The organism is Streptomyces sp. NPDC005775 (genome assembly GCF_042871565.1).
GTDB lineage: Bacteria > Actinomycetota > Actinomycetes > Streptomycetales > Streptomycetaceae > Streptomyces.
In genome coordinates, this window is the sequence record NZ_JBIAIU010000024.1 from 15,733 (window position 1) to 40,653 (window position 24,921).

Genomic DNA, 24,921 nt, shown 5'->3' on the forward strand with positions numbered 1-24,921 from the left:
GCGACCTCCGTTCTCTACGGGGCCGCGCGGTGTCCGTCCCCGGTCCGGGCCGCGGGGACGTCGGGCGTCTGCGCCGACCGTTTGAACATGCGGGTGGCGGTGATCTCCCCGTGCACCGTCTCGCTGCCCGGGTCCTGCTGGGGCAGTCCGGGACGCAGGTGCTCCTCGACGCTGATGTACTTCAGCCCGGCCCTCAGGTCCGCGTCATTGCGCAACCTGATCACGAGCGGGAATTCGGCGAGCGCCGTCGTGTCGAAAAGGCCCGTGGTGTACAGCAGTTGGACGCCCAGTGCATCCGCGACCGCGCGCTGGAGCTCCAGCAGATACGTGGCGTTGGCGCGGCCGATGGGGTTGTCGAGGAACAGCGTTCCCGCGTGGCGGTGCTCGTGCCGGTCGCGGCCGCGGTCGTTGCTGCGCAGGGCGGCCATCGTGCAGTACAGGGCGATGGCGGCGGTGAGCAGCTGACCGCCGGAGAAGACGTCGCCCATCTGCCCGACCGGCACCCGCTCGGCGCGCAGCACCGCGTCCGGCTTGAGGATCTCGACGGCGATACCGCGGGGCTCCAGTGCCGCCTGGACGCCGCGCAGCAGCAGGGACATCCCGTCGCGGCGCAGGTCGGAGTTCTTCTTCAGCGCCGCCTTGGTCGCCTCGTCGATGACCTCGCCGAGCCGCTCGGTGAGCGTGGCCTGGTCGGGTTCCTCGAAGCGGATCCGGAGGAATTCCTGGCCGGACCACTCCCCCAGGCCCTCGGGGAGCCGGGAGAGCCGTTGGGCGGAGCGGAGCGTGGTGAGTGCGGAATCGACCAGGCCGCGCAGCCGGTCGACGATGGAGTCGCGGTTGCGCTCCAGCTGGGCCAGTTCGTCGGTGAGGACCCGCAGTCGGGGCGCGAACGCCGTCGCCCACTTCTGCGCGTGCTCGGGCAGCGCCGCAGCCGGGAGTTCGCGGATCTGCTGGCGGGCCGGGGTGCGGACCTGTTCGTAGCGGGTGGAGTTGGCGTGCCGGACGAGGACGTCGCTCGCCTCCCGTACGGCCGCTTCCGCGGTGGACAGGTCGGCGGCGCAACCGCGCAGTGAACGGCGGGCCTCGGCCGCGGACTGCCGGGCTTCCTCCAGACTGCCGGGGTACGTCTCGGTGGCCTCGGGATCGTCCTCGGCGGCGTGGTCCCGCAGGAGGTCGCGCAGGAGGGCCGCGGTCTCGTCGAAGCCGCCTGCCGAGTCCTCGGCGGTGCGGTGGGCGTGGAGGAGCTCGGCGTGGGCTGCGCGGGCGGTGTCCAGGGCGTCGGTCGCGGTGGCTAGCTCGCCCGTCGCGGTGCGCAGCAGCGTCTGCGCCTGTTCGGCGTCGGCGGGAACCTGCTCGTCGGGCAGTTCGGTGTGCAGGCTCTCGCCGTCGGCCGGGGCCAGCCGCTCGGCCTCGCCGCGCAGCCGGCCCAGTTGCTCACTGGCGGCCGATGCGCGGGTCTCCAGGAGCTGGACCAGGGACTCGGCGCGGGATGCGGCGGCCTGCCGGGAAGGCCCGTCTGCGCCGTCCGTGCCTTCCAGCAGCTGGGCGGCCCGGGTGCGGACCTTGTTGGTGAGCCGGTCGAGTTCGGCCAGTGCGGCGCTCTCGTCGCTCTCGGCGCGCGCCTGCTCGGCACGCAGGTCGGCGCCGACGCCGACCTTCTCGTACAGCTGGGAAGCCGCCCGGTAGGCCTCGCGCAGGGCGGGCAGGGTGTGCCGCGGGGCGCCCGGCTCCGGCTCGGGGAGGTGTTCCGGGGCGCCGGCGATCTCGGCCCGTTCGGCGCGCAGGGCCCGGGCGGTGCGACGGGCGTCGTCGGCCGCGCGCTGGGCGGCCCTGCGGTCCTCGTCGGCGGCACGGGCCCGCTCCAGGCAGACGGTGGCGCGGGCCTCGGACTCGGCGGCCTCGTCGACCAGTTCGCGCAGCTTCGCCTGCCAGCCCGCCCGTTCGCGGAGCCGGAAGGCCAGTCCGGCCAGTGCGTCGGCGGCGCGGCGGGCGCGCTGGGCGGCCTCCTGACGTTCGTCGCGGACACGGGCGGCGTCCGCGGCCGCCTCGTCGGCTTCGGCGCGCGCGGTACGGGCCTCGGTGAGAGCGGCCTCGGCCGTCTCGGCGGCCGTACGGGCGGTACGGGCGGCTTCGGCGAGCTCGGTGAGCATGCCGGGCGGGCAGTCCGCGCGCCAGGAGCCGATGCGGGCGGCGAGCGAGCGGTCACCCGTCAGGCGGGTCGCCAGCGTGCGGATGTCCTCGTCGCGGGCGGCGGCCCGGCTCCTGAGCGCCTGCCGTTCCTCGTCGGCGGCGTGTTCGTCGTGCATAGCCGGGTTCGGCGGGACGAGGAACACCCCGTCGGTGTTCGCGGCGGACCCGGCGGCGTGATCCGGTACGGGGGCGAGCAGGGCGGCCGCGGTGCCCACGGCCACGGCGGAGCGCGGCAGCAGGGCGGCGGCGCCGAGCACCTCACGGGCGCGGGCGTGTGCGTCCGGGTCGGTGATGACAACGCCGTCGACGAGTTCGGGGCGGGCCGCCAGCACGGCGGCGTGGTCGGCGGGGTCGACGGCCTGGGCGAGGTAGCGCCAGCCGGGCAGTGCCGGAATGCCGTGTTCGCCGAGGTATTCGACGGTGGCGAGCACATCGGGTCCCGGTGGCAGGAGTCCGCCGTCGCCGAGCGCGCCCAGGATGCGGGAGTCGTCCGCCGCCGCGGTGCGCAGCTCGAAGAGACGTCGCTCGGCTGTGGCCACCCCTTGGTCGAGGAGGTCCCGCAGCTCCTCGGCATTGCGGTCGAACTCGCCTACGGTGAGGGCCTGTTCGGCGGGCCCGGGCTGTCCGGCGGTGGCGGGTGCGGTCCCGTCCGCGGCGGAGCCGGGCTCGGCGCCCTCCTGGTGCTGCTGCCGGTCCTGGGCACCGTCCTGTGCGCCCGGCGCGCCCGGCGCGCCCTGCCGGGGCCGGGGAACACCTCCGGCGGAGGGCAGGCCGAGGAGGTCGGCGAGACGGTGTTCGGCGGCGATGGACTCGGCGGCCCTCAGCTCGGCCTCGTAGGCCCCTTCCGCGGCGCGTGCGCCGTCGGCGGCCCGTGCGGCGGCGAGTTCGGCCCGGCTCTCGGCGGCGGCTGCTTGCCGGGACCGGTCCGCCGCGCTTCCGGCGGCATCGCGGGCGGTGTCCCAGGCGGCGACCGCGGAGTGTTCGGCGTCGTTCGCGGCGAGCGCGGCGCGGGCCGGGTCCGCATGGGGAGCGGTGTCGTCGAGCCAGCCCGCGCGGACGGCTTCGGCGGTCTCCTGCTCCACCTCGGCGAGGCGCTGGCGCAGGTGGCCGGCCTCGCTGCGGGCGCGCTGGGCCTCGGTGGCGGCGGTGGTGGCATCCCGGTGGGCGGCCTCGCCCGCGGCCTGGAGGGTGTCGGAGCGCTCTTCCTCCTCGTTGGCCACGCCCTCGCCCGCTTCGGCGGCGGTGTGCAGGGCCCGTACGAGGTCGGCCGCGGCGGTGGCCCGTGCGGCCAGGGCCGGGGCGGCGTCGCGCTCGGCTTCCCGGATGGCGACGGCGACGCGGGCGGAGCGGTCGGCGGCGGCGCGGTGGCGGAGCACCGCCTCGGCGGCCTGCCAGGCGGAGTGCAGGGTGCGGGCGTCGCCGAGTTCGCGTCGTTGGGCGGCGGCACTCTTCTCGGCGGCCGTGAGCGCCAGCGAGGCGTGCCGGTAGGCGAGTTCGGCGGCGATGAGGGCGCGGCGGCTGCGGGTCTCCTCGGCGCCGGTGACGGTGTGGGCGGCGCCGGTGACCTGCTGGGCGAGCTCCGCGGTCCGGCCGCGCTCCTGGCCGGCGCGGGCGGAGAGCCGGCGGGCCAGGGTGCGGGTGCGGCGCTCGGCGCCCGCGTGGATGTCGCGCGTCCTGGAGCGTGCTTCCGCGGCCTCGACGATGCGGCCGAGGAGGTCGACGGAGCCCGCCGTGAAGTCGCGCTCGGCGGTGAGTTCGGCGCGGCGCCCCAGCTTGTTGCCGAAGCCGCTGACGAGGTCGGCGAGTCCGTCGGTGTCGCGGGTGTCGGTGACGGCGCGCAGCAGCAGGTCGGTGAAGTCGGAGTCCTTCTTCACCGCGAAGAGTCCGGCCGCCTCGCCCTCGTCGGCGTTCATCTCGCGCTGGTAGCGGAAGAGTTCGGGGTCCAGGCCCACCTCACCGAGGTGCTCGTTCCAGCGGTCGTGGATCTCCTCCCAGTGCACGTCGAGGTGCTGGTAGAACTTGCCCGCCTCGGTGAGCGCGTCGCGGAAGCCCTTCATGGTGCGACGCCTGCCGCGGGCGCCGGAGACACCGTCGGCGGGTCGGCCGACCGACGTGGCCTCGGCGACGGGCAGCGAGTCGAGGCTGAGGCCGGGGCCGGGACGGAAGGAGTACCAGGCCTCGGCGAACTTCCTGGGGTCGTTGGAGACCTGGCGTCCGCGCCACTCGCTGACCTTGCCGACGACCACGCACTCACCGGTCAGCGTGTGCTGCCACTCCAGTGCGACGTGACCGCAGTCCTCCGCGAGCAGGAACTTGCGCAGGACGCCGGAGCTGGCGCCGCCCAGTGTGTTGCGGTGACCGGGCAGCATCACCGAGAAGATCAGCTTCAGCAGGACGGACTTGCCGCCGCCGTTCTCCAGGAAGAGCACTCCGGCGGGGGCCGGCCGGCGCGGAGGACCGACGGGCTCCTCCTCGAAGAACTCCGCCTGCGCCGGTGCGGGTCGGGGCACGGGCTCACCGACGCCGCGCAGGTCGAGCACGGTGTCGGCGTAACGCGCGCCGGCAGGTCCGATGGAGTAGAGGCGGACCCGGGACAACTCGTACATGGCGGCGGACTCTCGTCGTTCAGGCAGCGGGAGGGAGACGTCGGTGGCGGGGGCCGGTCGGTGGCCGGCGCCGGCGGTGGTGGGCCGGTCAGCCGTGGAACGGCAGGCCGGCGTCGGCCGCCAGCTCCAGGTCGTCCGGGTCGGGTGGCGGCAGCAGCGTGGCGGATCCGTCGGTGACCGGCACCACGCCCAGTTCCAGGAGTTCGGCCATGGCGGCGTTCCCTGCCATGTCGCGGACCTGGAGCTGGTAGCGGGCGGTGGTGCGGAAGGCGCCTCCGGCGTCGTCCCCGGTGCGCTGGAGGAAGCCGGAGTCGGTGAGGAAGGCCACGGCCTTGCCGACGATGCCGGTGGTGGATCCGGCCAGCCTGCGGGCGTCCTTCGTCGCGCCGGTGGCGCTGCGGCGGGCGTAGATCCGCCAGCCCGCCTCCAGGCCGGGGGCGTCACTGGCCGGGTCGGTGTTGTCGCCCTGTTCGTCCGCCCGCTCCTCCAGCCGGTGGCATGCCTGGCGGACGAAGGCGTCGACGCCGTTGACGGTGATCCGGCCGATGTACGCGTCGTCGGCGAGGTCTTCGGGACGCGGGAAGGCCATGGCGGCGACGGCCAGGTGCGCGAGCCCGTGGAGGAAGCGGTCGGCGGCGTCCGAGGAGGCCCGCCGGGCGTAGTCGCCCATGCGCACGGCGAAGACCGAGTCCTCGCCCGCCGTGACGGCCATCCCGGCCCGGGTGGAGACCTCCAGCACGATGAGGCCGAGTCCGGTGGCCACGGCGTCGGCGAGCCGGGCGAAGGCCGGCTCCTCCCGGTAGCGGCGGAGCAGTTCGGCGTACTCGGCGTCGCGGGCGGGCAGCAGTTTGGGCTGGAGACCGAAGGCGACGAGCCGGGAGGCGTCCGCCGCGTCGGCCGGGGTGACCGCGGCGGGAGCCGCGGGGCGCTCTGCGGGGTGCGCGGCGGCCGGGTCGCTCCACGCGTCGGTGTGCTCTGCGCGGTGGTCGCTCACGACGGTCGCTCCTCGTTGCGGAAGGTCTTCGGTGCGGGTACGGGTACGGGGCGCCCGGCCCGGAGGCCTGTGGCGCCGGTTCTCGCGGGAGCGGCCGGGGTGCAAGGCTTCCTCATGTCGCCTCCGAGCGGTCCGCCGCCATGCCGACGGCGTCCAGCAGAGCCATGCCCACGATCAGATCGGCGCCACCGAACTCGGGGTCGTCGAGCTGGGTGCCGTCGTCGACGGAGAACAGCAGTCGTCGCTCGCCCTGGCGGTAGGCGGTGCCGACCGGGGGGCTGGCGGCGTGCACCGCGAGCAGGGCGACCAGGTAGGGCAGTTCCGTGTCGCGCCGCCGGGCATCGGCCAGGAGTCCGGAGAGGCGGCGCGGCGCGTCGTGCTCCAGGTCGAGCAGTTCCATGGCCGACGCCAGTTGCTCCTCGCTGAACCGGCTGTCGTCCGGGGTGGCGATCAGGTCCGGCTCGGGCATCTCGGCGCCCAGGTGGTCCCGTTCGAGCGGCGGGGTGAGCAGCATGTCCACCAGGTCGCCCACCCGGACCGAGGTCGGGGTGCGCAGTCCCGTGCCGCGGGCGAAGAACGCGTCGGTGGCCCGGATGCCCTGCTCGACGGGGAGCGGCAGCAGCGGGGCCAGGAGCTGCCCGTACAGGTCGAGTCCCGTGCGCGCCGCGGGTGCGGCGAAGGCCTGGCGGTCCTGCTCGGCACGGAACAGCGGCCCGGCCTCCAGGAGGCGGGACTGGAGCTGGGTATGGCGGCGGATGCAGTCCTTGACGATGTCGACGAGCTCGGCGGCGCGCCTCTTGTGCTCGGGCTCCTCGGCCTCGTCGCGCGCCTTGCGGATGTTGGTGAGGATCGCGTTCTCGTGGCGGTAGCGGTCGGCGACGTGGTCAAGGGCCTCGGCGATCATGTCGGGCACGGCGTTGAGCCAGTCGACCGCGCGGACGTTGCGCCGGGTCGCGTCGAGGGTCTTGCGGAGCGTCTCCGCGTACTGCACGGTCCGGTAGCGGGCCTGCTCGGCGGCGAGCTGGGCGTCGGCGAGGCGGCCCCGGCTGATCAGGACCTCCAGCTTCACCTCGGCGGCGATCTGGGCGCTGGTCACGTCCGTGTCGAGCGCGCCGACCAGGACGTTGACCGCTTCGTCGGTGGCCCGCAGGTAGACGGTTCCGCCGTATCCGGGGACTTCCTCGATCAGTTTGAAGTCGTAGTCCCGGCGGACGTAGACGCCGTCGGCCCCGAAGGTTCCGTATACCGCCCGGAAGCCGCGGTCCACGCTGCCGACGTTGATCAGGTTCTCCAGCACCCAGCGGGCGACCCGTTCGTGCTCGGCGGCGGGGCGGCGCGGGGCCTGCGCGGCGACGCGCGGGAGGAGTCTGGCCACTATCTGGTCGTGGTCGGCTCCGGTGTCGAAGTCCATGTTGAGGGTGACGTGGTCGATGGCCGCGAGAGCGACCTCGGCCATCGCGTACACCGTGTACTCACCGGCCAGGTTCGCCTTGCGCACGTCGAGGTCGTGCAGCGGCGCCGTGCAGGCGAGCGCGCGCAGCCGCCGCGAGAGCCCCTCGTCGGCGGCCGGGCCCGGTGCGGGCCGCGGCCCCGCGCTGAGCTGGGGCGCAGCGTTTTCCGTGTAGGCAGGCGAAGTCACGTTGGACAGATTAGGTCCTCGGACTGACAACGGTCGAAACGGCCCAGAAGCGGCCGCTTGCCCCGGAGTCGGTCATGCCCCGTCATGGGGGCCTCGACAGGCCCGGTCGACCCCCGACGAGCCCGGCCGACCGTCGACGAGCCGGTTGTCCCCCGCCGAGCCGGCGGTCAGTCGTGTCCCGGGCCTAGCCGTGTCCCGGGGCTCCGTACCCCCCGCCGCCCGGCGTGCGGACGACCAGTACGTCCCCCGCGTCCAGATCCGCGGTGTCGCATCCCTTGAGCGGGGTGCGGCCGCCGTCGGCGCGTTCGATGTGCTGGCTGCCCAGGGCGCCCGGTCCGCCACCGGCCATGCCGTACGGCGGGACGCGGCGGTGCCCGGTGAGCAGGGCGACCGTGACGGGTTCGAGGAAGCGGATCCGGCGTTCCACCCCGTGTCCGCCGTGCCGACGGCCCGCTCCCCCGCTCCCCTCGCGGACCCGGAAACTCTCCAGCAGGACCGGGTAGCGCCATTCGAGGACCTCGGGATCGGTGAGCCGCGAATTGGTCATGTGCGTCTGTACGGCGTCGGTGCCGTCGAAGTCCTCCCCCGCGCCCGAGCCGCTCGCCACGGTCTCGTAGTACTGCACCCGTTCGTTGCCGAAGGTGAGGTTGTTCATGGTGCCCGAGCCCTCGGCCTGGACGCGCAGGGCGGCGTACAGAGCCCCCGTGACGGCCTGTGACGTCTCCACGTTGCCGGCGACCGTGGCCGCGGGGTGGGCGGGCGCCAGCATCGAGCCTTCCGGGATCCTGATCTCCAACGGGGTGAGGCAGCCGCTGTTGAGCGGGATGTCGTCGGCCACCAGGGTCCGGAACACGTACAGCACGGCGGCCGTGACGACCGACTTCGGCGCGTTGAAGTTGCCCGGCTGCTGCGGTGAGGTGCCCGTGAAGTCGACGAGTGCGCTGCGGGCGTCCCGGTCCACGGTCAGCGTCACCTCGATGACGGCGCCGTTGTCGGTCTCGTACCGGCGATGGCCGTCGTGGAGTCCGGCGATGATGCGCCGCACGGATTCCTCGGCGTTGTCCTGGACGTGCCCCATGTAGGCGTCGACGACATCGGCTCCGAACTGCTCGACCGTGCGACGCAGTTCGGCGATGCCCTTCTCGTTGGCCGCGATCTGGGCGCGCAGGTCGGCGAGGTTGGTGTCCGGGTCGCGGGAGGGGTACGCGCCGGAGGCGAGCAGTTCGCGGGTCGCGGCCTCGCGGAAGGTGCCGTCCCGCACCAGGAGCCAGTTGTCGAAGAGCACGCCCTCCTCGTCGACGGTACGGCTGAAGGCCGGCATCGAGCCGGGTGTGATGCCGCCGATCTCGGCGTGGTGACCGCGGGAGGCCACCAGGAACCTCAGGGCCGCGGGAGCGCCGTCGGTCTCGTCGAACACCGGTGTCACGACGGTCACGTCGGGCAGATGCGTACCGCCGTGGTACGGATCGTTGATGGCGTACACGTCGCCGGGCCGCATCGAGTCCCCGTTGCGGCGCAGCACTTCCTTGATGGACTCCCCCATGGAGCCGAGGTGCACCGGAATGTGCGGTGCGTTGGCGATCAGGTTGCCGTCCGCGTCGAAGAGGGCGCAGGAGAAGTCGAGCCGCTCCTTGATGTTGACGGAGTGGGCGGTGTTCTGGAGGCGCACGCCCATCTGTTCGGCGATGGACATGAAGAGGTTGTTGAAGACCTCCAGCATGACCGGGTCCACCCGGGTGCCGACGGCCTGTCTCGCGGGACGGGAGCGGGCCCGCGTGAGGAGCAGGTGGCCGGTGGGCCCGAGGGCGGCCTGCCAGCCGGGGTCGACGACGGTGGTCGCCCCGTCCTCGGCGATGACGGCCGGACCGGTCACGGTGTCGACGGGCCGCAGGTCTCCTCTGCGGTGCAGGGCGGCGTCCTGCCACAGCCCCTCGGCGAACATCCGTGCCGTGCCGGCGGGTCGCGACGCGCTCGCCCCTGCCTGCTGCGGCCCGGACTGCCACGGTGACCCCTGCTCCCCCGCCGTCCCGGTCGCCGCGACGGAAACCGCCTCGACGACGAGTGGCCGGTCCGTCGTGAAGCCGTAGCGCGCACGGTGTTCGCCCGTGAACGCCTCGGTCATGGCGGCCGCGGTGTCCAGGTCGACGGAGAGGCTCGCGTCGGTGCCCTCGTAGCGCAGGAGTACGTGCGCCCGGGTGCTGATGGCACGGTCGGGGACCCCGTCCGCGCGCAGTTCGGCCCGGGTGCGGCCGGCCAGCGCGTCGCAGACTTCGCCGAGGCGGCCTCGGGTGGAGGCGTCGAGCGGCGCCTCGACGGACTGTTCGCGCATGGCGGTCGCGTCGGCCAGCCCGATGCCGTAGGCGGACAGCACACCGGCGAGCGGGGGGACGAGGACCGTGTCGATGCCGAGGGCGTCGGCGACGGCGCACACGTGCTGGCCGCCGGCGCCGCCGAAGCCGGTGAGGGCGTACCGGGTGATGTCGTGCCCGCGCTGCACGGAGATCTTCTTGACCGCGTTCGCCATGTTGAGCACGGCGATCTCCAGGAATCCGGCGGCGGTCTCGGCCGCTGTGCGTCTGGTCCCGGTGGCCCGTGCGACCTCGTCGGCGAGCGTCTCGAAAAGGGCGCGCACGATGTCCGCGTCGAGGGGCAGGTCGCCGTCCGGTCCGAAGACGGCGGGGAAGTGGGCCGGCTGGATCCGTCCGAGCATCACCTGGGCGTCGGTGACGGTCAGCGGTCCGCCCCTGCGGTAGCAGGCCGGGCCCGGTACCGCTCCGGCCGAGTCGGGGCCGACCCGGTAGCGCCGGCCGTCGAAGTGCAGGACCGAGCCGCCGCCGGCCGCGACGGTGTGGATGTTCATCATGGGGGCGCGCATCCGCACCCCCGCCACCTCGGTGCCGAGTTCGCGTTCGAACGCGCCCGCGTAGTGCGAGACGTCGGTGGACGTGCCGCCCATGTCGAAGCCGATCACCCGGTCGTATCCGGCCTGCTCGGACGTACGCGCCATGCCGACGACGCCGCCGGCCGGTCCGGAGAGCACCGCGTCCTTGCCGCGGAAACGGGCGGCCTCGCGCAGGCCGCCGTTGGACTGCATGAACATCAGCCGGATGCCGTCGAGCTCTGCGGCGATCGTGTCGACGTACCGGCGCAGGATCGGCGAGAGGTAGGCGTCGACGACGGTGGTGTCGCCGCGCGGCACCAGCTTGATCAGGGGGCTCACCTCGTGGGAACAGCTGATCTGCGTGAACCCCGCCGCACGGGCCTCGGCTGCGACCGCCTTCTCGTGGTCCGGGTGGCGGTAGCCGTGCATGAGGACCACGGCCGCGCTGCTCAGTCCGTCGGCGCGCGCGGCGCGCAGCCGTTCCGCCACCGCGGCCCGGTCCAGGGGCCTGACGGTGCGCCCCCGGGCGTCCACCCGCTCGGGGACCTCGATGACCCGCTGGTAGACGGCCTCCGGAAGCAGGATGCGGCGGTCGAAGAGCCGGGGCCGGTTCTGGTACGCGATGCGCAGGGCGTCCCGGAAGCCTTCGGTGATGACGAGGACGGTGGGTTCGCCGCGCCGTTCCAGCAGGGCGTTGGTGGCGACGGTGGTGCCCATCTTGACGGCGGAGACCCGGTCGGCGGGTACCGGCTCGTCCGGACCGAGCCCGAGCAGCAGCCGGATGCCGGCCACGGCGGCGTCCCGGTAACGGTCCGGGTCGTGTGAGAGGAGCTTGCGGGTGACCAGCCGTCCGTCGGGGTCCCGGCCCACCACATCGGTGAACGTACCGCCCCGGTCGATCCAGAACTCCCAGCGTCCGGTCACCTCTCCATCATGGCTCGCGGCCCTCCGGGAGGGGGCGCGGAACACGAGGAGATCCGGTGGGGGCAGGGCCCCCGCGCCGCCGGAACGTGTTGCTCCTGCGGCGTCAGACCGCCGGTGCGTCCGGACCGATCCTGCTGCGTACGGCCGACTGCACCTCGGCCTCCTCCGCCGGATCGGCGGCCAGCCGGCGCAGGCGCTCGGCGACCCTGATGTCTCCGGTCTCCGCGTGTCGTGCGGCGACCTCGCGGGTCGTCTCCTCGCAGTCCCACAGGCATTCGACGGCGAAGCCGGTGGCGAAGGTGGGGTCGGTCGCGGCGAGGGCCCGGGCCGCCCTGCCCCGCAGGTGGGAGGAGGACGTCTCCCGGTAGACGTGGCGCAGTACGGGTGCGGCGCAGGCGATGCCGAGCCGGCCGGCGCCGTCGACCAGGGACCAGAGGCGAGGTGCGTCCGGCCCCTCGCCCCGTACGGCGTCACGCAGGGCGCCGAGCACCAGCGGGGCGTCCTGCGCGCCGCCGCGGCCGGCCAGCACACCGGCCGCCGACGCACCCAGCGCGTCGGGCCGCCGTGCCCAGCGGCGCGCACGTTCCACGGCCGCCTCCCCGCACATCCGCTCGAAGGCGGCAACGGCCGCTTCGGCGACGGTCCGCGAGGCGTCGGCCGTCGCGGCCTCGATCAGGTCGAGCACGGCCGGGTCGCGGACCTCGGCGGCGAGGTAGTGGAGTGCGGCGCAGCGGGCGCCTTCGGGACCGCTGCGGGCGGCCTCGACGATCACGGGCCGGTCCTCGGGTGCCGCCACCGCGGAGAGGCAGCGGGCGGCCGGGACGTGCAGGACGCTGCCGCGGTCGAGCCCTTCCTGGGCCCAGTCGAAGACGGCTCGGACGCTCCAGCCGGGGCGCGGACCGCCGGGCCGCATCTGTCGTTGCCAGCGGTCGAACGAGCCCTGTTCCGAGGCTGCTCTCACCCGGGCGCCGACCGAGGGGCGGGCATCGTCGGCCCAGAGCCGCCAGGGGCGGGGCTCGAACGCGTCCCGCACCGTGGCGGCGAGCTCGGCGCGTCCCTCGGCGTTCTCGGGGAACCGGGCGAGCACGGGCACGGCGAGGGACCGGAGCCCGGCGTCGTCGTCACGCAGCGCGAGCTCGTCCAGGGCCCAGGTCCAGTTGGAGCCGGTCGCGGCGTAGCGCCGCAGCAGGGCCAGGGCGTCGTCGCGGCCGTACGAGGCGAGGTGCCCGAGGACCGCCAGGGCCAGGCCGGTCCGTGAGTCGTCCGTGTCGAGGTGGTCGTCGGCATCGCACAGGTGCCGCTCGATCTCCTCGATCCCGCCGTCGAGATCGAGATACAGGCGTGCGTAGTAGAGGGAGCGGTTCTCGACCTGCCAGTCGTGACGCGGGTCGCTCAGGACGCAGTGGTTGAGAGCCGCCAGGGCCTCGGGGCGTGGTGCGGCGAGTGCGTGGAGCGTGCCGTCACCGCGGCCCCTCTGCAGCAGGCCGAGCAGGGTGCCGCTCGGCGCTATGAACGGATCAAACATGGGAGAAGCCTCACATCAAGCTGTCGACGCAACCGGGGACTGTGCAGTTCCGCGTGCCGGGTGGGCACCGGGGGCGTCTCGTCGATCAGGGCCGGACAGGCCGCGGCGTCCGGTGCGGTGCGTCGCAAGGCGCCGGAACGTCCTCATCGCGGAGCGATGCGGACGATTCGGCAACGCAGCGAAGCCCCGTGCCAGGCGTCGCGTACCCGGCCCTGATCGACGAGACGCCCCCTAGGGCGTGTTTCGAAAGTCCCGCCTGTCCGGCGACGCCTGGCACTTCCCCGAGCTCTCGGCTTCGCTCGAGCAGGGGAGACCCCATTGCTCGCCGCGTTGTCGGGATCGCCCCGATACAGCCAGTATCGGGGCGACCCTCCGCCTTGCGATCGCACGCACCAGACGCCGCCGGACCCGCCCTCCGGGCGGACGGCGCCACTTTCGAAACACGCCCTAGACCGCGCAGCGACATGATCGGCCGACCGCCGTCTTCTGCCTGGTGTAGACCATCTTCCTGCCTCTCGTCGGTGGCCCGAATCGGGCCCGCGACGTCATGATGACCCAGCCATTTCGCCACCGCGACCACATTTACGGCGAAGCCCCTTCAACGGGCTCCGAAGAGTTCCAGCAGGTCGGCCTTGCCGAACATGCGCGCCGTGTCCAGCGCGGAGGGTGTTCCGGCCGCCGGATCGGCTCCCGCGTCGAGCAGGGCCTTGATCACCGCGTCCTCACCCTTGAAGACGGCTCCGGCGAGCGGCGTCTGCCCCCGGTCATTGGCCCGGTCCGGGTCTGCGCCGCGGCCGGCCAGGGCGATCACGGCGGGGGCGTGCCCGTGGTAGGCCGCGAGCATCAGCAGTGAGTCGCCGCGGTCGTTGGTGAGGTTCACCGGAACACCCGCGTCGACATAGGCCGCGAGGGCGTCGGCGTCGCCGCGGCGGGCCAGGTCGAAGACCTTGGTCGCCAGCTCGACCACCTCGGGATCAGGGGTTTCGCTCATCGGGGAACCGCCTTCCTTTAACCGTTCGCGCTGATGCCGGCCTGCCGGGGCGTGCCCCGCGTGGGCCGTACGGGTGAACCGACAGAGTACTGCCCGGGACGGCACGCGCCCCGGCCCACCCACGGCAAATGATCACGTCGAGTGACGACGAGGAGAGGTCCACTCCGGAAATCCCCCTCGGCGGCGTCTCCTCGTACGCCAGCTCAGTGAAAAAACAGACTTTTCACCCAATTGCAGCTTTTATCCTATAGATACTTCCGGTGAGCTTGGAAGGACTCATGGTGACTGTCCCCCCAACCAGGAGAACCACTCATGATCCTTTCCATGTCAGGCGTCGTCATCCTCGGCATCATCGTCTTCCTGTTCTTCAGGAAGGACGGGCTCAAGGCGTCGCACGCCCTAGTCACCGCCTTGTTCGGCTTCTACCTGGCCGGCACCGCCATCGCACCGAGCATCACCGCGGGCGGAGCGAGCCTCGCCGGCCTCTTGGGCGGGATCAAGTTCTGACCCTCCGCTCCCGCTCCCACCCCCTTCAGGAGACAGACGTGGCCCGGCGACCACTCCCCCGCATTCTGAGCAGCGGCAGCGTTTCGATCACTCGCAGTCGCGAGATCGCACGCACGGCCGCCGACAGCGCCACCGATGTGCTCCACCCGCTGATCATGATCACTCGTGGTCTGCGGCTGCTGGCCGGTGCAGGACGGCAGAAGTGGGCCGCGACGCCCAAGGACCGGCGTGGTCCCACGCTGTTCCTCGTCGCGGCCTGCGTGCTCGTGGTCGCGCTCATCCCGTACGGGCCACTGCTGGCCCTCGTCATGGTGATGGGCGCCGCCGCGTGGAAGGGACGGGAGCGCACGCCCGTCAGGACCGGCCCCGACGAGGCGGAGACCGCGCGCCTGCGGGCTCTGTACGAGGCGCTCGTGCCGTACTTCTCGACGGCCGACGACCCCAGTCCGCTGTTCACCCACGGCGGCGACTGGGACAAGGTCTTCAGCGGGTACGAGTTCGACGGTGACGGCCGTGTCAGCAGTCTCCGGGTGACGTACCCCGCCTACTTCACCGACAGCGAGGCCGCCTCCCGCACCCGGATCGAACAGCTGCTCCACGCCAAGTCGGGCCGCGGCCGGGAGTACCACTTCACCTGGGACGAGGAGGGCAACCAGCTCGTCGTGAACGTGCTCGACGCCCTGCCCACCTCCCTCACCGCCCAGCGCTTCGTCACCGCCCCCGGCGAGACCGTCCTCGGATTCACCGACGACGACGCGGTCCGGCGCACGGTCCCGGTGAGCGACGGCGACGAGACCCGGGACGCGCCCGGCGTCGTCTGGCGGACCGGTGCGCGCTCCACCGAACCGCATCTGCTGATCGCGGGACAGCCCGGCAGCGGCACCACCACCCTGCTGCGCTCCATCGCCCTTCAGGCGCTCCAGCAGGGCGACCTCCTGATCATCGAAGGCGGCGGCACCGGCGAGTACGCCTGCTTCACCGGGCGCGAAGGCGTCCTGGCCGTGGAGTGCGCACTGGACGGGGCGCTGTCCACCCTCGAATGGGCAGCCGACGAGACGGAACGCAGGCTGATCGAGGCCAACCGGGCCCGGCAGTCGGGCGAGAGCGCCCCCGAGGACACCCGGCGCCCGCTCTGGATCCTGCTGGACCGGCCGAGCGCACTCGGCCACCTCGCCACCACCGACGGCGGACGCGATCCGCAGGAACTGCTCCAAGTGCCCCTGCGGCACGGCAGGGCCGCCAACGTCACCGTGGTGATGACCGAGCAGCTCGACAGCCTGGGCGGCCTGAGCGACACCGTCCGGTCCCACACCAGGGCCCGGGTCGTGCTCGGCCCGTGCTCGCCCGGCCAGATCGAGTCCGTCCTCGGAGTGGAGCCGCACACCACCCCCACTCCGGACGTCCCGCCCGGGCGCGGGTACGCGCGGCTCGGCACCGGCCAGGTGCTGCGCATCCAGGTGCCCGCCACGCCCGATCCGTACGACGACGCGACGAGCGAGGCACAGCGCCAAGCGGTGCTCGACCTGCTGCCCGAGCGGCGGACGGCGGTCGAGGCGAGCGTGCCCGATCCGGTGATGCCGGACACGGTGAGCGCTTCCGTCGCCGTCGAGGGCCTGGCCCTCAGCGACTGATCCGGACAGCGCAAGGGGCCCGCGGATCCATGGATCCGCGGGCCCCTTGCGCTGTCCGCGGCAGGTGCTCAGGCCACGAAGGTGCGGGGCGCCTCCGCCCCCGCGCCCGCCCCCGATCCCACGAGCCGGGCAGCGGCCGCCAGCCGCTGGGCCGCCTCCTCCGCCACCGGCCCGCCGACCGTGAACGGCAGCCGTACGTAGCCCTCGAAGGCCCCGTCGACCCCGAACCGGGGCCCGGACGGCACCCGCACCCCGACCCGTTCCCCGGCCACCGCGAGCCGCGACCCGGAGAGCCCGCCGGTGCGCACCCAGAGGGTCAGCCCGCCGCGCGGCACCGCGAACTCCCAGTCCGGCAGCTCCCTGCGGACCGCCGCGACGAGCGCGTCCCGGTTGTCCCGCGCCTGCTCCCGGCGGATCTGCAGGGCCTGCTCCCAGCCGCCGGTGCGCATCAGCCAGTTGACGGCCAGCTGTTCCAGGACCGGGGTCCCCATGTCGGCGTAGGCGCGGGCCGCCACCAGACTGCGGATCACGTCCGGTGCGGCACGGACCCAGCCGATGCGCATGCCGGCCCAGAAGGCCTTGCTGGCCGATCCGACGGTGAGGACCGTACTGCCGGCCGGGTCGAAGGCGCAGACCCTGCGCGGCATGTCCACGTCTTCGTCCAGGTACAGCTCGTGCATGGTCTCGTCGACCACCAGCACCGTGCCGGCCGAGCGGGCCGCGTCCACCAGCGCACGGCGGCGGTCCTCGTCGGCGAGGGCGCCGGTGGGGTTGTGGAAGTCCGCGACGACGTACGCGAGCCGGGGGGCCGCGTCCCTCAGCACCTGGCGCCACCGGTTCATGTCCCAGCCACCGAGCCCCTCCTCCATGGCGACCGGCACGAGGCGGGCGCCCGCCTCCCGCATCAGCTGGAGGATGTTGGCGTAGCTCGGGGACTCCACGGCGATCCGCTCGCCCCGGCCGGCGAAGAGGTGACAGATCGCGTCGATCGCGCCCATCGCCCCGGTGGTGACCATGATCTGTTCGGGCATCGTCGGAATGCCGCTCGCGGTGTAGCGGTCGGCGATCATCTGGCGCAGCGCGGGAAGGCCGGCCGGGTAGTCGCCATGCGTGTGGGCGTACGGGGCCAGTTCCTCCAGGGCGCCCTGGACGGCCCGGGTGAGCCACGGCTCGGGCGCGGGCAGTGACGCGCAGCCCAGGTCGATCATCGATCCGAGCGCCTCCGGCGGCAGCGGTTCCAGTCCGCGGGCGGGCAGCGGGTTGCCCGCGGGGACGGCCGTCCAGCTGCCGGCCCCGCGCCGGGACTCCAGGAAGCCCTCGGCCCGCAGCGCCTCATAGGCCGCGGCGACCGTCGTACGGCTCACGGTGAGGGCGAGGGCCAGCTCCCGCTCGGCGGGCAGCCGGGCGGCGACCGGGACCCGGCCCTCCAGGACGAGCAGCCGGATTCCGTCGGCGAGCGCACGATAGGCGGGAGGCCTGCGGCTGCCGGGGCCCGCGGGCCGGGGCTGCTGGGCGTGGAGCTGCCGGGCGAGCTGGGCCGCACCGACGGCCGAAGTCCACTGCGCCATGAGAATCAGTCCACCTTCCTCGGATTGGCCATAGTTGGCGGCCAATCCCCTGCCACAGAGTGACACGCAGCAGTCCACGACCACCACATCAGGGGGCACCACTTGTCCATCACCGCAGGGCCGCGCGGGGCGCACGTCACCCGCCGGCTGAGCCAGCTGTACGCGGGCCTGGCGCTGTACGGGGCGAGTTCGGCCCTGCTGGTCGTCGCCGGACTCGGCCTGGAGCCGTGGGGCGTCCTGCACCAAGGACTCGCCGAGCGCACCGGGATCAGCATCGGGGTCGTCTCGATCATCATCGGGGCGATCGTGCTGCTGCTCTGGATCCCGCTGCGACAGCGGCCGGGCCTGGGCACCGTCTCGAACGTCTTCGTCGTCGGTCTCGCGATGGACGGCACACTCGCCCTCGTCCCCGAGGTGCACGGGCTCGCCGCACAGGCCGGGGTGATGGTGACGGGGATCGTTCTCAACGGCGTGGCGACGGGGCTCTACATAGCCGCCCGGTTCGGCCCCGGGCCGCGGGACGGGCTGATGACCGGGCTGCACCGGCACACCGGCCGGTCGATCCGGCTCGTCCGCACGGCGATCGAGGTCGCGGTCGTGGTCACGGGCTTCCTGCTCGGCGGCTCCCTCGGCGTGGGCACGGTCCTGTACGCCCTGGCCATCGGCCCGCTCGCCCAGTTCTTCCTGCGCCTCTTCGCGGTCACGGAGGGCGGTGACACCACGGCCGCGGGCCGGACATCCGGGCAGGCCATACTGCCGCAGTGACTTCCGTACAGCACCCCTATCTGGACCACCCCGGCCCCCTCGCGTTCGCCCACCGCGGCGGAGCGGCGGACGGGATCGAGAACACGGCGGCCGCGTTCCGCCGCGCCGCCGACGCCGGCTACCGCTACTTCGAGACCGATGTGCACGCCTCGGCGGACGGGCGGCTGGTCGCCTTCCACGACCCCACCCTGGACCGGGTCACGGACGCCCGGGGCCGGATAGCGGAGCTCCCGTGGAGCGAGATACAGCGGGCCCGCGTGGCCGGGAGCGAACCGCTGCCGCTGTTCGAGGAACTGCTGGAGGCCTTTCCCGAGGCCCGCTGGAACGTGGACATCAAGGCCGGGGCGGCCCTCGCGCCGCTCGTGGAGCTGATCCGCCGGACGGACGCCTGGGACCGGGTGTGCGTCGGCTCCTTCTCCGAGGCGCGGGTCGCCAGGGCACACCGCCTGGCAGGCCCCCGGCTGGCCACCTCCTACGGCGTCCGCGGCGTCGTGGGGCTGCGGCTGCGCTCGTACGGCATCCCCGCGGCGCTGCGCGCCGGCGCGGTGTGCGCCCAGGTCCCGGAGAGCCAGGGCGGCGTCCGGGTCGTCGACCGGCGCTTCGTACGCGAGGCGCACGCGCGCGGACTGCAGGTGCACGTCTGGACGGTGAACGAGCCGGAGCGGATGGCCGCGCTCCTGGACCTCGGGGTGGATGGCATCATGACCGATCACATCGAGACGCTGCGTACGGTGCTGAGCGAGCGGGGGGCCTGGGCCTGACGCCGGCCCGGTGACGTCTCCACGGGGAGAGACGAGGGGTGCGCAATGAGTGCCGAGACCGCGGACACCACCGAACCGGCGGACGGCACGGCCGGCCCCGAGGACAGACGGCGGGAACAGCGCGGCTGGTACTTCTACGACTTCGCGTGCTCCGTCTACTCGACGAGCGTCGTCACGGTCTTCCTCGGGCCGTATCTGACCTCGGTCGCCAAGGCCGCCGCCGACGCGGAGGGCTACGTCCACCCGCTGGGCGTCCCGGTCCGCGCCGGATCGCTGTTCGCCTACACGATCTCGGCCTCCCTCGTGCTCGCGGTGATCCTGATGCCGATGGCGGCCGCCGCGGCGGACCGTACGGGTCGCAAGAAGCCGCTGCTCGCCGCGGCGGCCTACACGGGCGCCACCGCGACGGCGGCGATGTTCTTCCTGGACGGCCACCGTTATCTGCTCGGGGCGTTCCTGCTCATCGTGGCGAACGCCTCGATCTCGGTGTCGATGGTGCTCTACAACGCGTATCTGCCACAGATCGCCGAGCCCGACGAGCGCGACGCGGTCTCCTCCCGCGGCTGGGCCTTCGGCTACACGTCGGGGGCGCTGGTCCTCGTCCTCAACCTGATCCTCTACACCGGCCACGACTCCTTCGGTCTCTCCGAGTCGGACGCCGTACGGATCTGTCTCGCCTCGGCCGGTGTCTGGTGGGGCGCCTTCACCATCATTCCGCTGCGGCGGCTGCGCGACCGGAACACGCCCGAGCAGGAGACGGGGGCCGGCGGGGGCCAGGCGGTCGGCTCCGGGTGGCGGCAGTTGAGGGCGACGCTGCGCGACATGCGCCGCCACCCGCTCACCCTCTCCTTTCTGCTGGCGTACCTCATCTACAACGACGGCGTGCAGACCGTGATCTCCCAGGCGTCCGTGTACGGCTCCGAGGAACTGGGCCTCGACCAGACGACGCTGATCACCGCGGTGCTGCTGGTGCAGGTGCTGGCGGTCGCCGGGGCGCTCGGGATGGGGCGGATGGCCCGGGTCCACGGTGCGAAGCACACGATCCTCGGCTCGCTCGTGGTCTGGACGCTGATCCTCGTCGCCGGCTACTTCCTGCCCGCCGGCTCGCCGGTGTTCTTCTACGCGCTGGCTGCCGCGATCGGGCTGGTCCTCGGCGGCAGCCAGGCGCTCTCCCGTTCGCTCTATTCGCATCTGGTGCCGCGCGGCAAGGAGGCCGAGTACTTCTCCGCGTACGAGATGAGCGACCGCGGACTGAGCTGGCTGGGGCCCCTGGTGTTCGGGCTCGCGTACCAGCTGACCGGCAGTTACCGGGATGCGATCATCTCGCTGGTGATCTTCTTCGTGATCGGTTCCGTGCTGCTCGCGAGGGTGCCGGTGAGGCAGGCGGTGGCGGCGGCCGGCAATCCCGTTCCGGAACGGATTTAGACGTTGAAGTGAAAGGCCGGTAGTGTACGCCTTTGGCCTGCCCGGAGGACCGTTACTGCGAGGGGAAGAACCCAAACCGTTGGGTGATAACTTCCGCCAGATGTGACAAACCGGGCATTGGCGGGTACTTCAACACTCGCAAACCTGAAAAGCAGCGGCACGACGGGCGACGCATGACCGGCAACGGGAATCTTTGCCGCCGACCGGTCGTTGACCGGATGACGACGACAGCGACATTTGTCCTGTGGGCGACAAGCCCGGGAGGCACGATTCATGAGTGAGCGAGCTCTCCGCGGCACGCGACTCGTGGTTACCAGCTACGAGACGGACCGCGGCATCGATCTGGCCCCGCGCCAGGCGGTGGAGTACGCATGCCAGAACGGACATCGATTTGAGATGCCGTTCTCGGTAGAGGCGGAAATTCCGCCGGAGTGGGAGTGCAAGGCGTGTGGCGCCCAGGCACTCCTGGTGGACGGGGATGGCCCCGAGGAGAAGAAGGGCAAGCCTGCGCGTACGCACTGGGACATGCTCATGGAGCGGCGCACACGCGAGGAACTCGAGGAAGTGCTGGCCGAGAGGCTGGCGGTTCTGCGCTCCGGAGCCATGAATATCGCAGTGCACCCGCGGGACAGCAGGAAGTCTGCTTGACCGCGTAGCACCGCACGAGACAGAGCCGCGGGCCACGACACCTTGTGTGTCGTGGCCCGCGGCTCTGTGCGTGGGCCTTGGGCGGCCGGCTTCGGGGGCGGCTGCGCGGCGTGCGCTTCGGGCGGGCCCGGTCTTCCCCGCTGCCCCGGTCGGCCACGGTCGAAGACGTCCGCAATCGCCGGACGGGCTCGGTTTTGCCGGGCTCGGGGGTGATGCGGCCGGCTCCAGGCTGGTTCGGCCCGGGGCCTTACGGCGTCAGAGGCGGGCGCGGGGTGTCGTCCGGGCTCGTGGGTTCGTCGCGGATCACTTCGCCCTGGACCACCTTTCCGTCCGGGCGATGGATGCGGGCCTGCTGGAAGGCGTCCGAGAAGCTGCCGGACCCCGCCGCCTTCATCCGCCGTTCCAATGAACGCTCCGTGTACCTGCTGAGCACCGACCGGACCGGCGGTACGAGGAGCAGCAGTCCGGCCACGTCCGAGATCATCCCCGGGATCATGATCAGCAGCCCGGCGAGCATCAGGAAGCCGTTGCCCCGGGTGCTCGACGGGGCGGGCGAGGAGCCGTCGGCCCCGGGCTGTCCCGGCATCTGCTGGAGCGTCTCGGTGAGATTGCGGAAGGCGCGGCGGCCGGCCCGCTTCATCACCACGGCCCCGAGGACGACCCCCGCGACCAGGAGCAGCAGCACGGTGAACCCGCCCGCCACGTCCGCCACCACGGTGAGCAGCCAGATCTCCAGCACCGCCCAGGCGGCGATGGCGAGAGGTACGAAGGTCCGGGCGCGCGAGCGCTTGCGGGCGGTCGGGGGCGGTGTGCCGGTCGTCATGCCCCCAGTGTGCCTGGAACGGCGTCCGAACGCGGTAAGGGGGCGGCGGAGACGGTACCCGCTCCGCGATCAGGGCGTACGGCGGCCGAGCACCCTGTTCGTACGCGTGGTGACCCCCCACGCCGTCACGCGCCACAGTGCCTCGACGAGGATGTCGCGGCTCATCTTGGAGTCGCCGATCTCCCGGTCGACGAAGGTGATCGGGACCTCGACGACGTGGAAGCCCGCCTCGATCGCGCGGCGGGCCAGGTCGACCTGGAAGCAGTAGCCCTGTGAGGCGACCTCGTCCAGGCCGATGCCCTGCAGCGTCTCGGTGCGGAAGGCCCGGTAACCGCCGGTGACGTCGCGCGTCTGCAGTCCGAGCATCAGCCGGGAGTACGTGCTGCCGCCGCGGGAGATCATCTCGCGGGACTTGGGCCAGTTGACCACCCGCCCGCCCGGGACCCAGCGGGAGCCGAGCACCAGGTCCGCGCTCTTGAGCGCGGTGAGCAGGCGGGGCAGTTCCTCGGGCTGGTGGGAGCCGTCGGCGTCCATCTCGACGAGGACGCCGTAGTCGTGGTCCATGCCCCAGCGGAAGCCGGCGAGGTAGGCCGCGCCGAGTCCTTCCTTGCCCTTGCGGTGCAGCACGTGGACCTGGTCGTCGGTCGCGGCGATCTCGTCGGCGAGCTTTCCGGTGCCGTCCGGACTGTTGTCGTCGGCAACCAGGATGTCGGCCTCAGGCACGGCGGCGCGCACCCGGCTGACGATCGGCTTGATGTTCTCGGCCTCGTTGTAGGTCGGAATGATCACCAATGCTCTGCCGAGCGGGCCGTATCGCCTCTGACCGCCGTCGTTCACTTACTGCCCCTTAAGTCCGTACGCAGATGCACACCATATCGAGCGCGGCACGTGCACAGACCGACCCGGTCGGGTGGCGCGGTGAGCGGCGGCGGACAGAAGCGCGGAAGTACGGACAGAACTGCGGATCGGGGCCCGGCGCCCTTCGGGCCGACCTGGGACCCGCCGGCTGCGGGTCGACCTAGAGCCGTTGTCTACTGAACGTCCGGGCCCCACCCGGGTCGCACCCTCCGCCCGGCTGAAACCTTCCCTCGCCCCCGAGGCGCGGGCGCTGAACCTGGCTGTCAGTGACGGTGCGCCGGTGCGGCACACCACCCCATGACCCAGCGGCGTTCGACGACTGCGTGGAGGTTTACCGGTCGGACGTCCTGTGGTGGACTCGGCCGAACCTACCGGCCGGTGGGCGCATTCTGTCAATAGTTGCCTGACCTGCATCGTTAACCGAACGCGCCTGGTCAGTCCAGAAGATCCCCAGGTCGTGGCAGAACGGGGGCGCCTTCGATCGGCGGTACGAAATGTCCGTACGTCACTCGTTCGGCCGTACGTAGACAGTTTGTCCGAAGACCACGGTGCGGAGGCAGACCGGGAGATCGGCACCCGGGGTGAGATCAGGCAGTCCGGGCGTCCCCGACCTGGGGTCCGTCGACCAGCGCGCCACCCGGTCGTCCGGGGCCTGGACCACCAGTTCCTCGGTGCGCCAGACCGCGTAGTCGGCCGGGGCGCCGGGCACCAGGGTGCCCGCGTCGTCACGGCCGACCGCCCGCCAGCCGCCCCTGGTGTGGGCGGTGAAACCGGCCCGGACCGAGATCCGGTGCTCGGGTGTCCGGTGGAACGCGGCGGCCCGCACCGTCCCCCACGGGTCCAGCGGGGTCACCGGGCTGTCGGAGCCGAACGCGAGGGGCACACCGGCCCGCAGGAGCGCCGCGTACGGGTTGAGGGTCCTCGCCCTCCCGGCACCCAGCCGGCGGGCGTACATGCCCTCCTCACCGCCCCACGCGGCGTCGAAGGCGGGCTGGACCGAGGCGGTGAGGCCGAGTTCGGCGAAAGCGGCCACGGTCTCGGGGGTGAGCATCTCCGCGTGCTCGACGCGGTGCCTGGCGGCACGGACCCGGCCGAGACCGACCTTCTCGGCCGCCGCGCGGATGCCGTCGACGACGGCGGTGAGCGCCGCGTCGCCGATGGCGTGGAAGCCCGCCTGGAGCCCGGCCTCGGTGCAGGCGGCGACATGGGCGGCGATCTGCGCGGCGTCCAGATGGGCGGAGCCCGAGACGGGTGCGTCGGCATACGGCTCGTGGAGGCAGGCGGTGTGCGAGCCGAGCGACCCGTCGACGAACAGGTCCCCCGCCGCGCCCACGGCGCCGAGCTCCCGGACGCGCCGGGCGTCCTTCTCGTCGCCCACCCGCTCGGCCCAGTAGCCGAAGACCCGCGGCCCCGGCTGCCCGGCCGCCAGCTTCAGCAGCGAGGTGAAGTCCTCCTCGTCGGAGATGTCGGGCCCACCGCACTCGTGGACGGTGCCGATCCCGAGGGACGCCGCGTGAGCCAGCGCGGCGCGCTGCGCGTCGGCACGCTGACGCGGCGAGACGGCGTCGTGGGCGGCCGCGCGGACCGCGTGGTGGGCGGCGCCCGTCAGCGGGGCGTCGGGGCGGTAGCCGGCCATTGAGGCGATCTTGGGGACGAGGTCGAGCAGCGCGGTGGTGACGACCGCCGAATGGACGTCGATCCGCGGCAGGTAGACCGGCCTCCCGGCCGCCGCCGCATCGAGTTCGCCGCGCGTGGGCGGGCGCTGCTCCGGCCAGCGCGTGGCATCCCAGCCGTGACCGAGGACCACCCGGTCGGCGGGGTGGTCCGCCACGTACGTCCGCAGGAGAGTGAGCGCCTCGCCGAGGGTGCGGGCGCCCGAGAGGTCGAGGCCGGTGAGGGCCAGACCGGTGGACGTGGTGTGAACGTGCGCGTCGGTGAACGCGGGCGTGACCAGCGCCCCGTCGAGGTCGATCACCTCGTCGACGCCGCTCGCGAAGGCGTCGGCGGCGCCTTCGGAGCCCACCCAGGCGACATGCCCCCGTTCGACCACCATGGCGGTCGCGAAGGGGTCGGCGGGGCTGTGGACGTCTCCACCGCGCAGCAGCACGGTGCGGTGTTCGCTCTGGGGGGCGGTGCTCTCGGTCATGAGCACCAGTCTCCCGCCTGCCGGGAGCGCGCGGTGCGC

Annotated in this window: 16 protein-coding genes; 6 read left to right on the top strand and 10 right to left on the bottom strand. The window is 72.8% G+C overall.

Going from position 1 to position 24,921, the window contains the following annotated elements:
• Window positions 1-14: 14 nt before the first annotated feature.
• The 6 genes from ACFYPA_RS35595 to ACFYPA_RS35620 all read right to left on the bottom strand — a co-directional run bounded on the left by ACFYPA_RS35595 (window position 15) and on the right by ACFYPA_RS35620 (window position 13,750).
• On the bottom strand, window positions 15-4,796 hold the full coding sequence (locus ACFYPA_RS35595) for a hypothetical protein (protein ID WP_389136742.1): 4,782 nt from the start codon (window positions 4,794-4,796) through the stop codon (window positions 15-17).
• An 88-nt stretch (window positions 4,797-4,884) separates the two neighbouring features.
• Window positions 4,885-5,790 (bottom strand): hypothetical protein, encoded by a 906-nt coding sequence (locus ACFYPA_RS35600; protein WP_359086738.1) that lies wholly within the window; start codon window positions 5,788-5,790, stop codon window positions 4,885-4,887.
• 112 nt (window positions 5,791-5,902) lie between these two features.
• On the bottom strand, window positions 5,903-7,429 hold the full coding sequence (locus ACFYPA_RS35605) for a hypothetical protein (RefSeq protein WP_359086740.1): 1,527 nt from the start codon (window positions 7,427-7,429) through the stop codon (window positions 5,903-5,905).
• A 184-nt stretch (window positions 7,430-7,613) separates the two neighbouring features.
• Entirely contained in the window at window positions 7,614-11,234 is a 3,621-nt protein-coding gene (locus ACFYPA_RS35610; protein ID WP_389136745.1) for a hydantoinase B/oxoprolinase family protein, read from the bottom strand.
• Window positions 11,235-11,337: 103 nt separating this feature from the next.
• Window positions 11,338-12,759 (bottom strand): HEAT repeat domain-containing protein, encoded by a 1,422-nt coding sequence (locus tag ACFYPA_RS35615; RefSeq protein ID WP_389136748.1) that lies wholly within the window; start codon window positions 12,757-12,759, stop codon window positions 11,338-11,340.
• Between the two features lie 598 nt (window positions 12,760-13,357).
• Entirely contained in the window at window positions 13,358-13,750 is a 393-nt protein-coding gene (locus tag ACFYPA_RS35620; protein ID WP_359086745.1) for an ankyrin repeat domain-containing protein, read from the bottom strand.
• Window positions 13,751-14,062: 312 nt separating this feature from the next.
• On the opposite strand from ACFYPA_RS35620, the gene ACFYPA_RS35625 reads away from it, so the two are divergent.
• Entirely contained in the window at window positions 14,063-14,257 is a 195-nt protein-coding gene (locus tag ACFYPA_RS35625; RefSeq protein WP_018103962.1) for a hypothetical protein, read from the top strand.
• Between the two features lie 38 nt (window positions 14,258-14,295).
• Entirely contained in the window at window positions 14,296-15,888 is a 1,593-nt protein-coding gene (locus ACFYPA_RS35630; RefSeq protein WP_389136751.1) for a hypothetical protein, read from the top strand.
• 68 nt (window positions 15,889-15,956) lie between these two features.
• Here the strand turns inward: ACFYPA_RS35630 and ACFYPA_RS35635 are convergent, their stop codons facing one another.
• Window positions 15,957-17,456, bottom strand: coding sequence for a PLP-dependent aminotransferase family protein (locus tag ACFYPA_RS35635; RefSeq protein ID WP_359319541.1), 1,500 nt, complete (start codon window positions 17,454-17,456; stop codon window positions 15,957-15,959).
• Window positions 17,457-17,558: 102 nt separating this feature from the next.
• Here ACFYPA_RS35635 and ACFYPA_RS35640 point away from each other — a divergent pair, with 102 nt between their 5' ends.
• The 4 genes from ACFYPA_RS35640 (at window position 17,559) to ACFYPA_RS35655 (ending at window position 21,055) form a co-directional block, all read left to right on the top strand.
• A complete protein-coding gene (locus tag ACFYPA_RS35640) occupies window positions 17,559-18,221 on the top strand; it encodes a YitT family protein (protein WP_389136754.1) in 663 nt (220 codons plus the stop codon).
• Complete coding sequence (locus tag ACFYPA_RS35645) at window positions 18,218-18,982, top strand: glycerophosphodiester phosphodiesterase (protein ID WP_359087173.1); 765 nt, start codon at window positions 18,218-18,220, stop codon at window positions 18,980-18,982. Before ACFYPA_RS35640 ends, ACFYPA_RS35645 begins: the two co-directional genes overlap by 4 nt.
• Window positions 18,983-19,027: 45 nt before the next feature.
• The gene (locus tag ACFYPA_RS35650; RefSeq protein WP_359087172.1) at window positions 19,028-20,407 is read left to right on the top strand and encodes an MFS transporter; all 1,380 of its coding nucleotides are present in this window, start codon (window positions 19,028-19,030) and stop codon (window positions 20,405-20,407) included.
• A gap of 273 nt (window positions 20,408-20,680) precedes the next feature.
• Window positions 20,681-21,055, top strand: a complete 375-nt coding sequence (locus ACFYPA_RS35655; RefSeq protein WP_003959706.1) for an RNA polymerase-binding protein RbpA — start codon at window positions 20,681-20,683, stop codon at window positions 21,053-21,055.
• 247 nt (window positions 21,056-21,302) lie between these two features.
• On the opposite strand, the gene fxsA is transcribed toward ACFYPA_RS35655, so the two are convergent.
• From fxsA to ACFYPA_RS35670, 3 genes are all read right to left on the bottom strand, one after another.
• Complete coding sequence (gene fxsA / locus ACFYPA_RS35660; protein ID WP_359319536.1) at window positions 21,303-21,878, bottom strand: FxsA family membrane protein; 576 nt, start codon at window positions 21,876-21,878, stop codon at window positions 21,303-21,305.
• Between the two features lie 69 nt (window positions 21,879-21,947).
• Window positions 21,948-22,715, bottom strand: a complete 768-nt coding sequence (locus ACFYPA_RS35665; RefSeq protein ID WP_359086752.1) for a polyprenol monophosphomannose synthase — start codon at window positions 22,713-22,715, stop codon at window positions 21,948-21,950.
• A 526-nt stretch (window positions 22,716-23,241) separates the two neighbouring features.
• Entirely contained in the window at window positions 23,242-24,882 is a 1,641-nt protein-coding gene (locus tag ACFYPA_RS35670; protein WP_359319535.1) for an amidohydrolase, read from the bottom strand.
• Window positions 24,883-24,921: the final 39 nt, after the last annotated feature.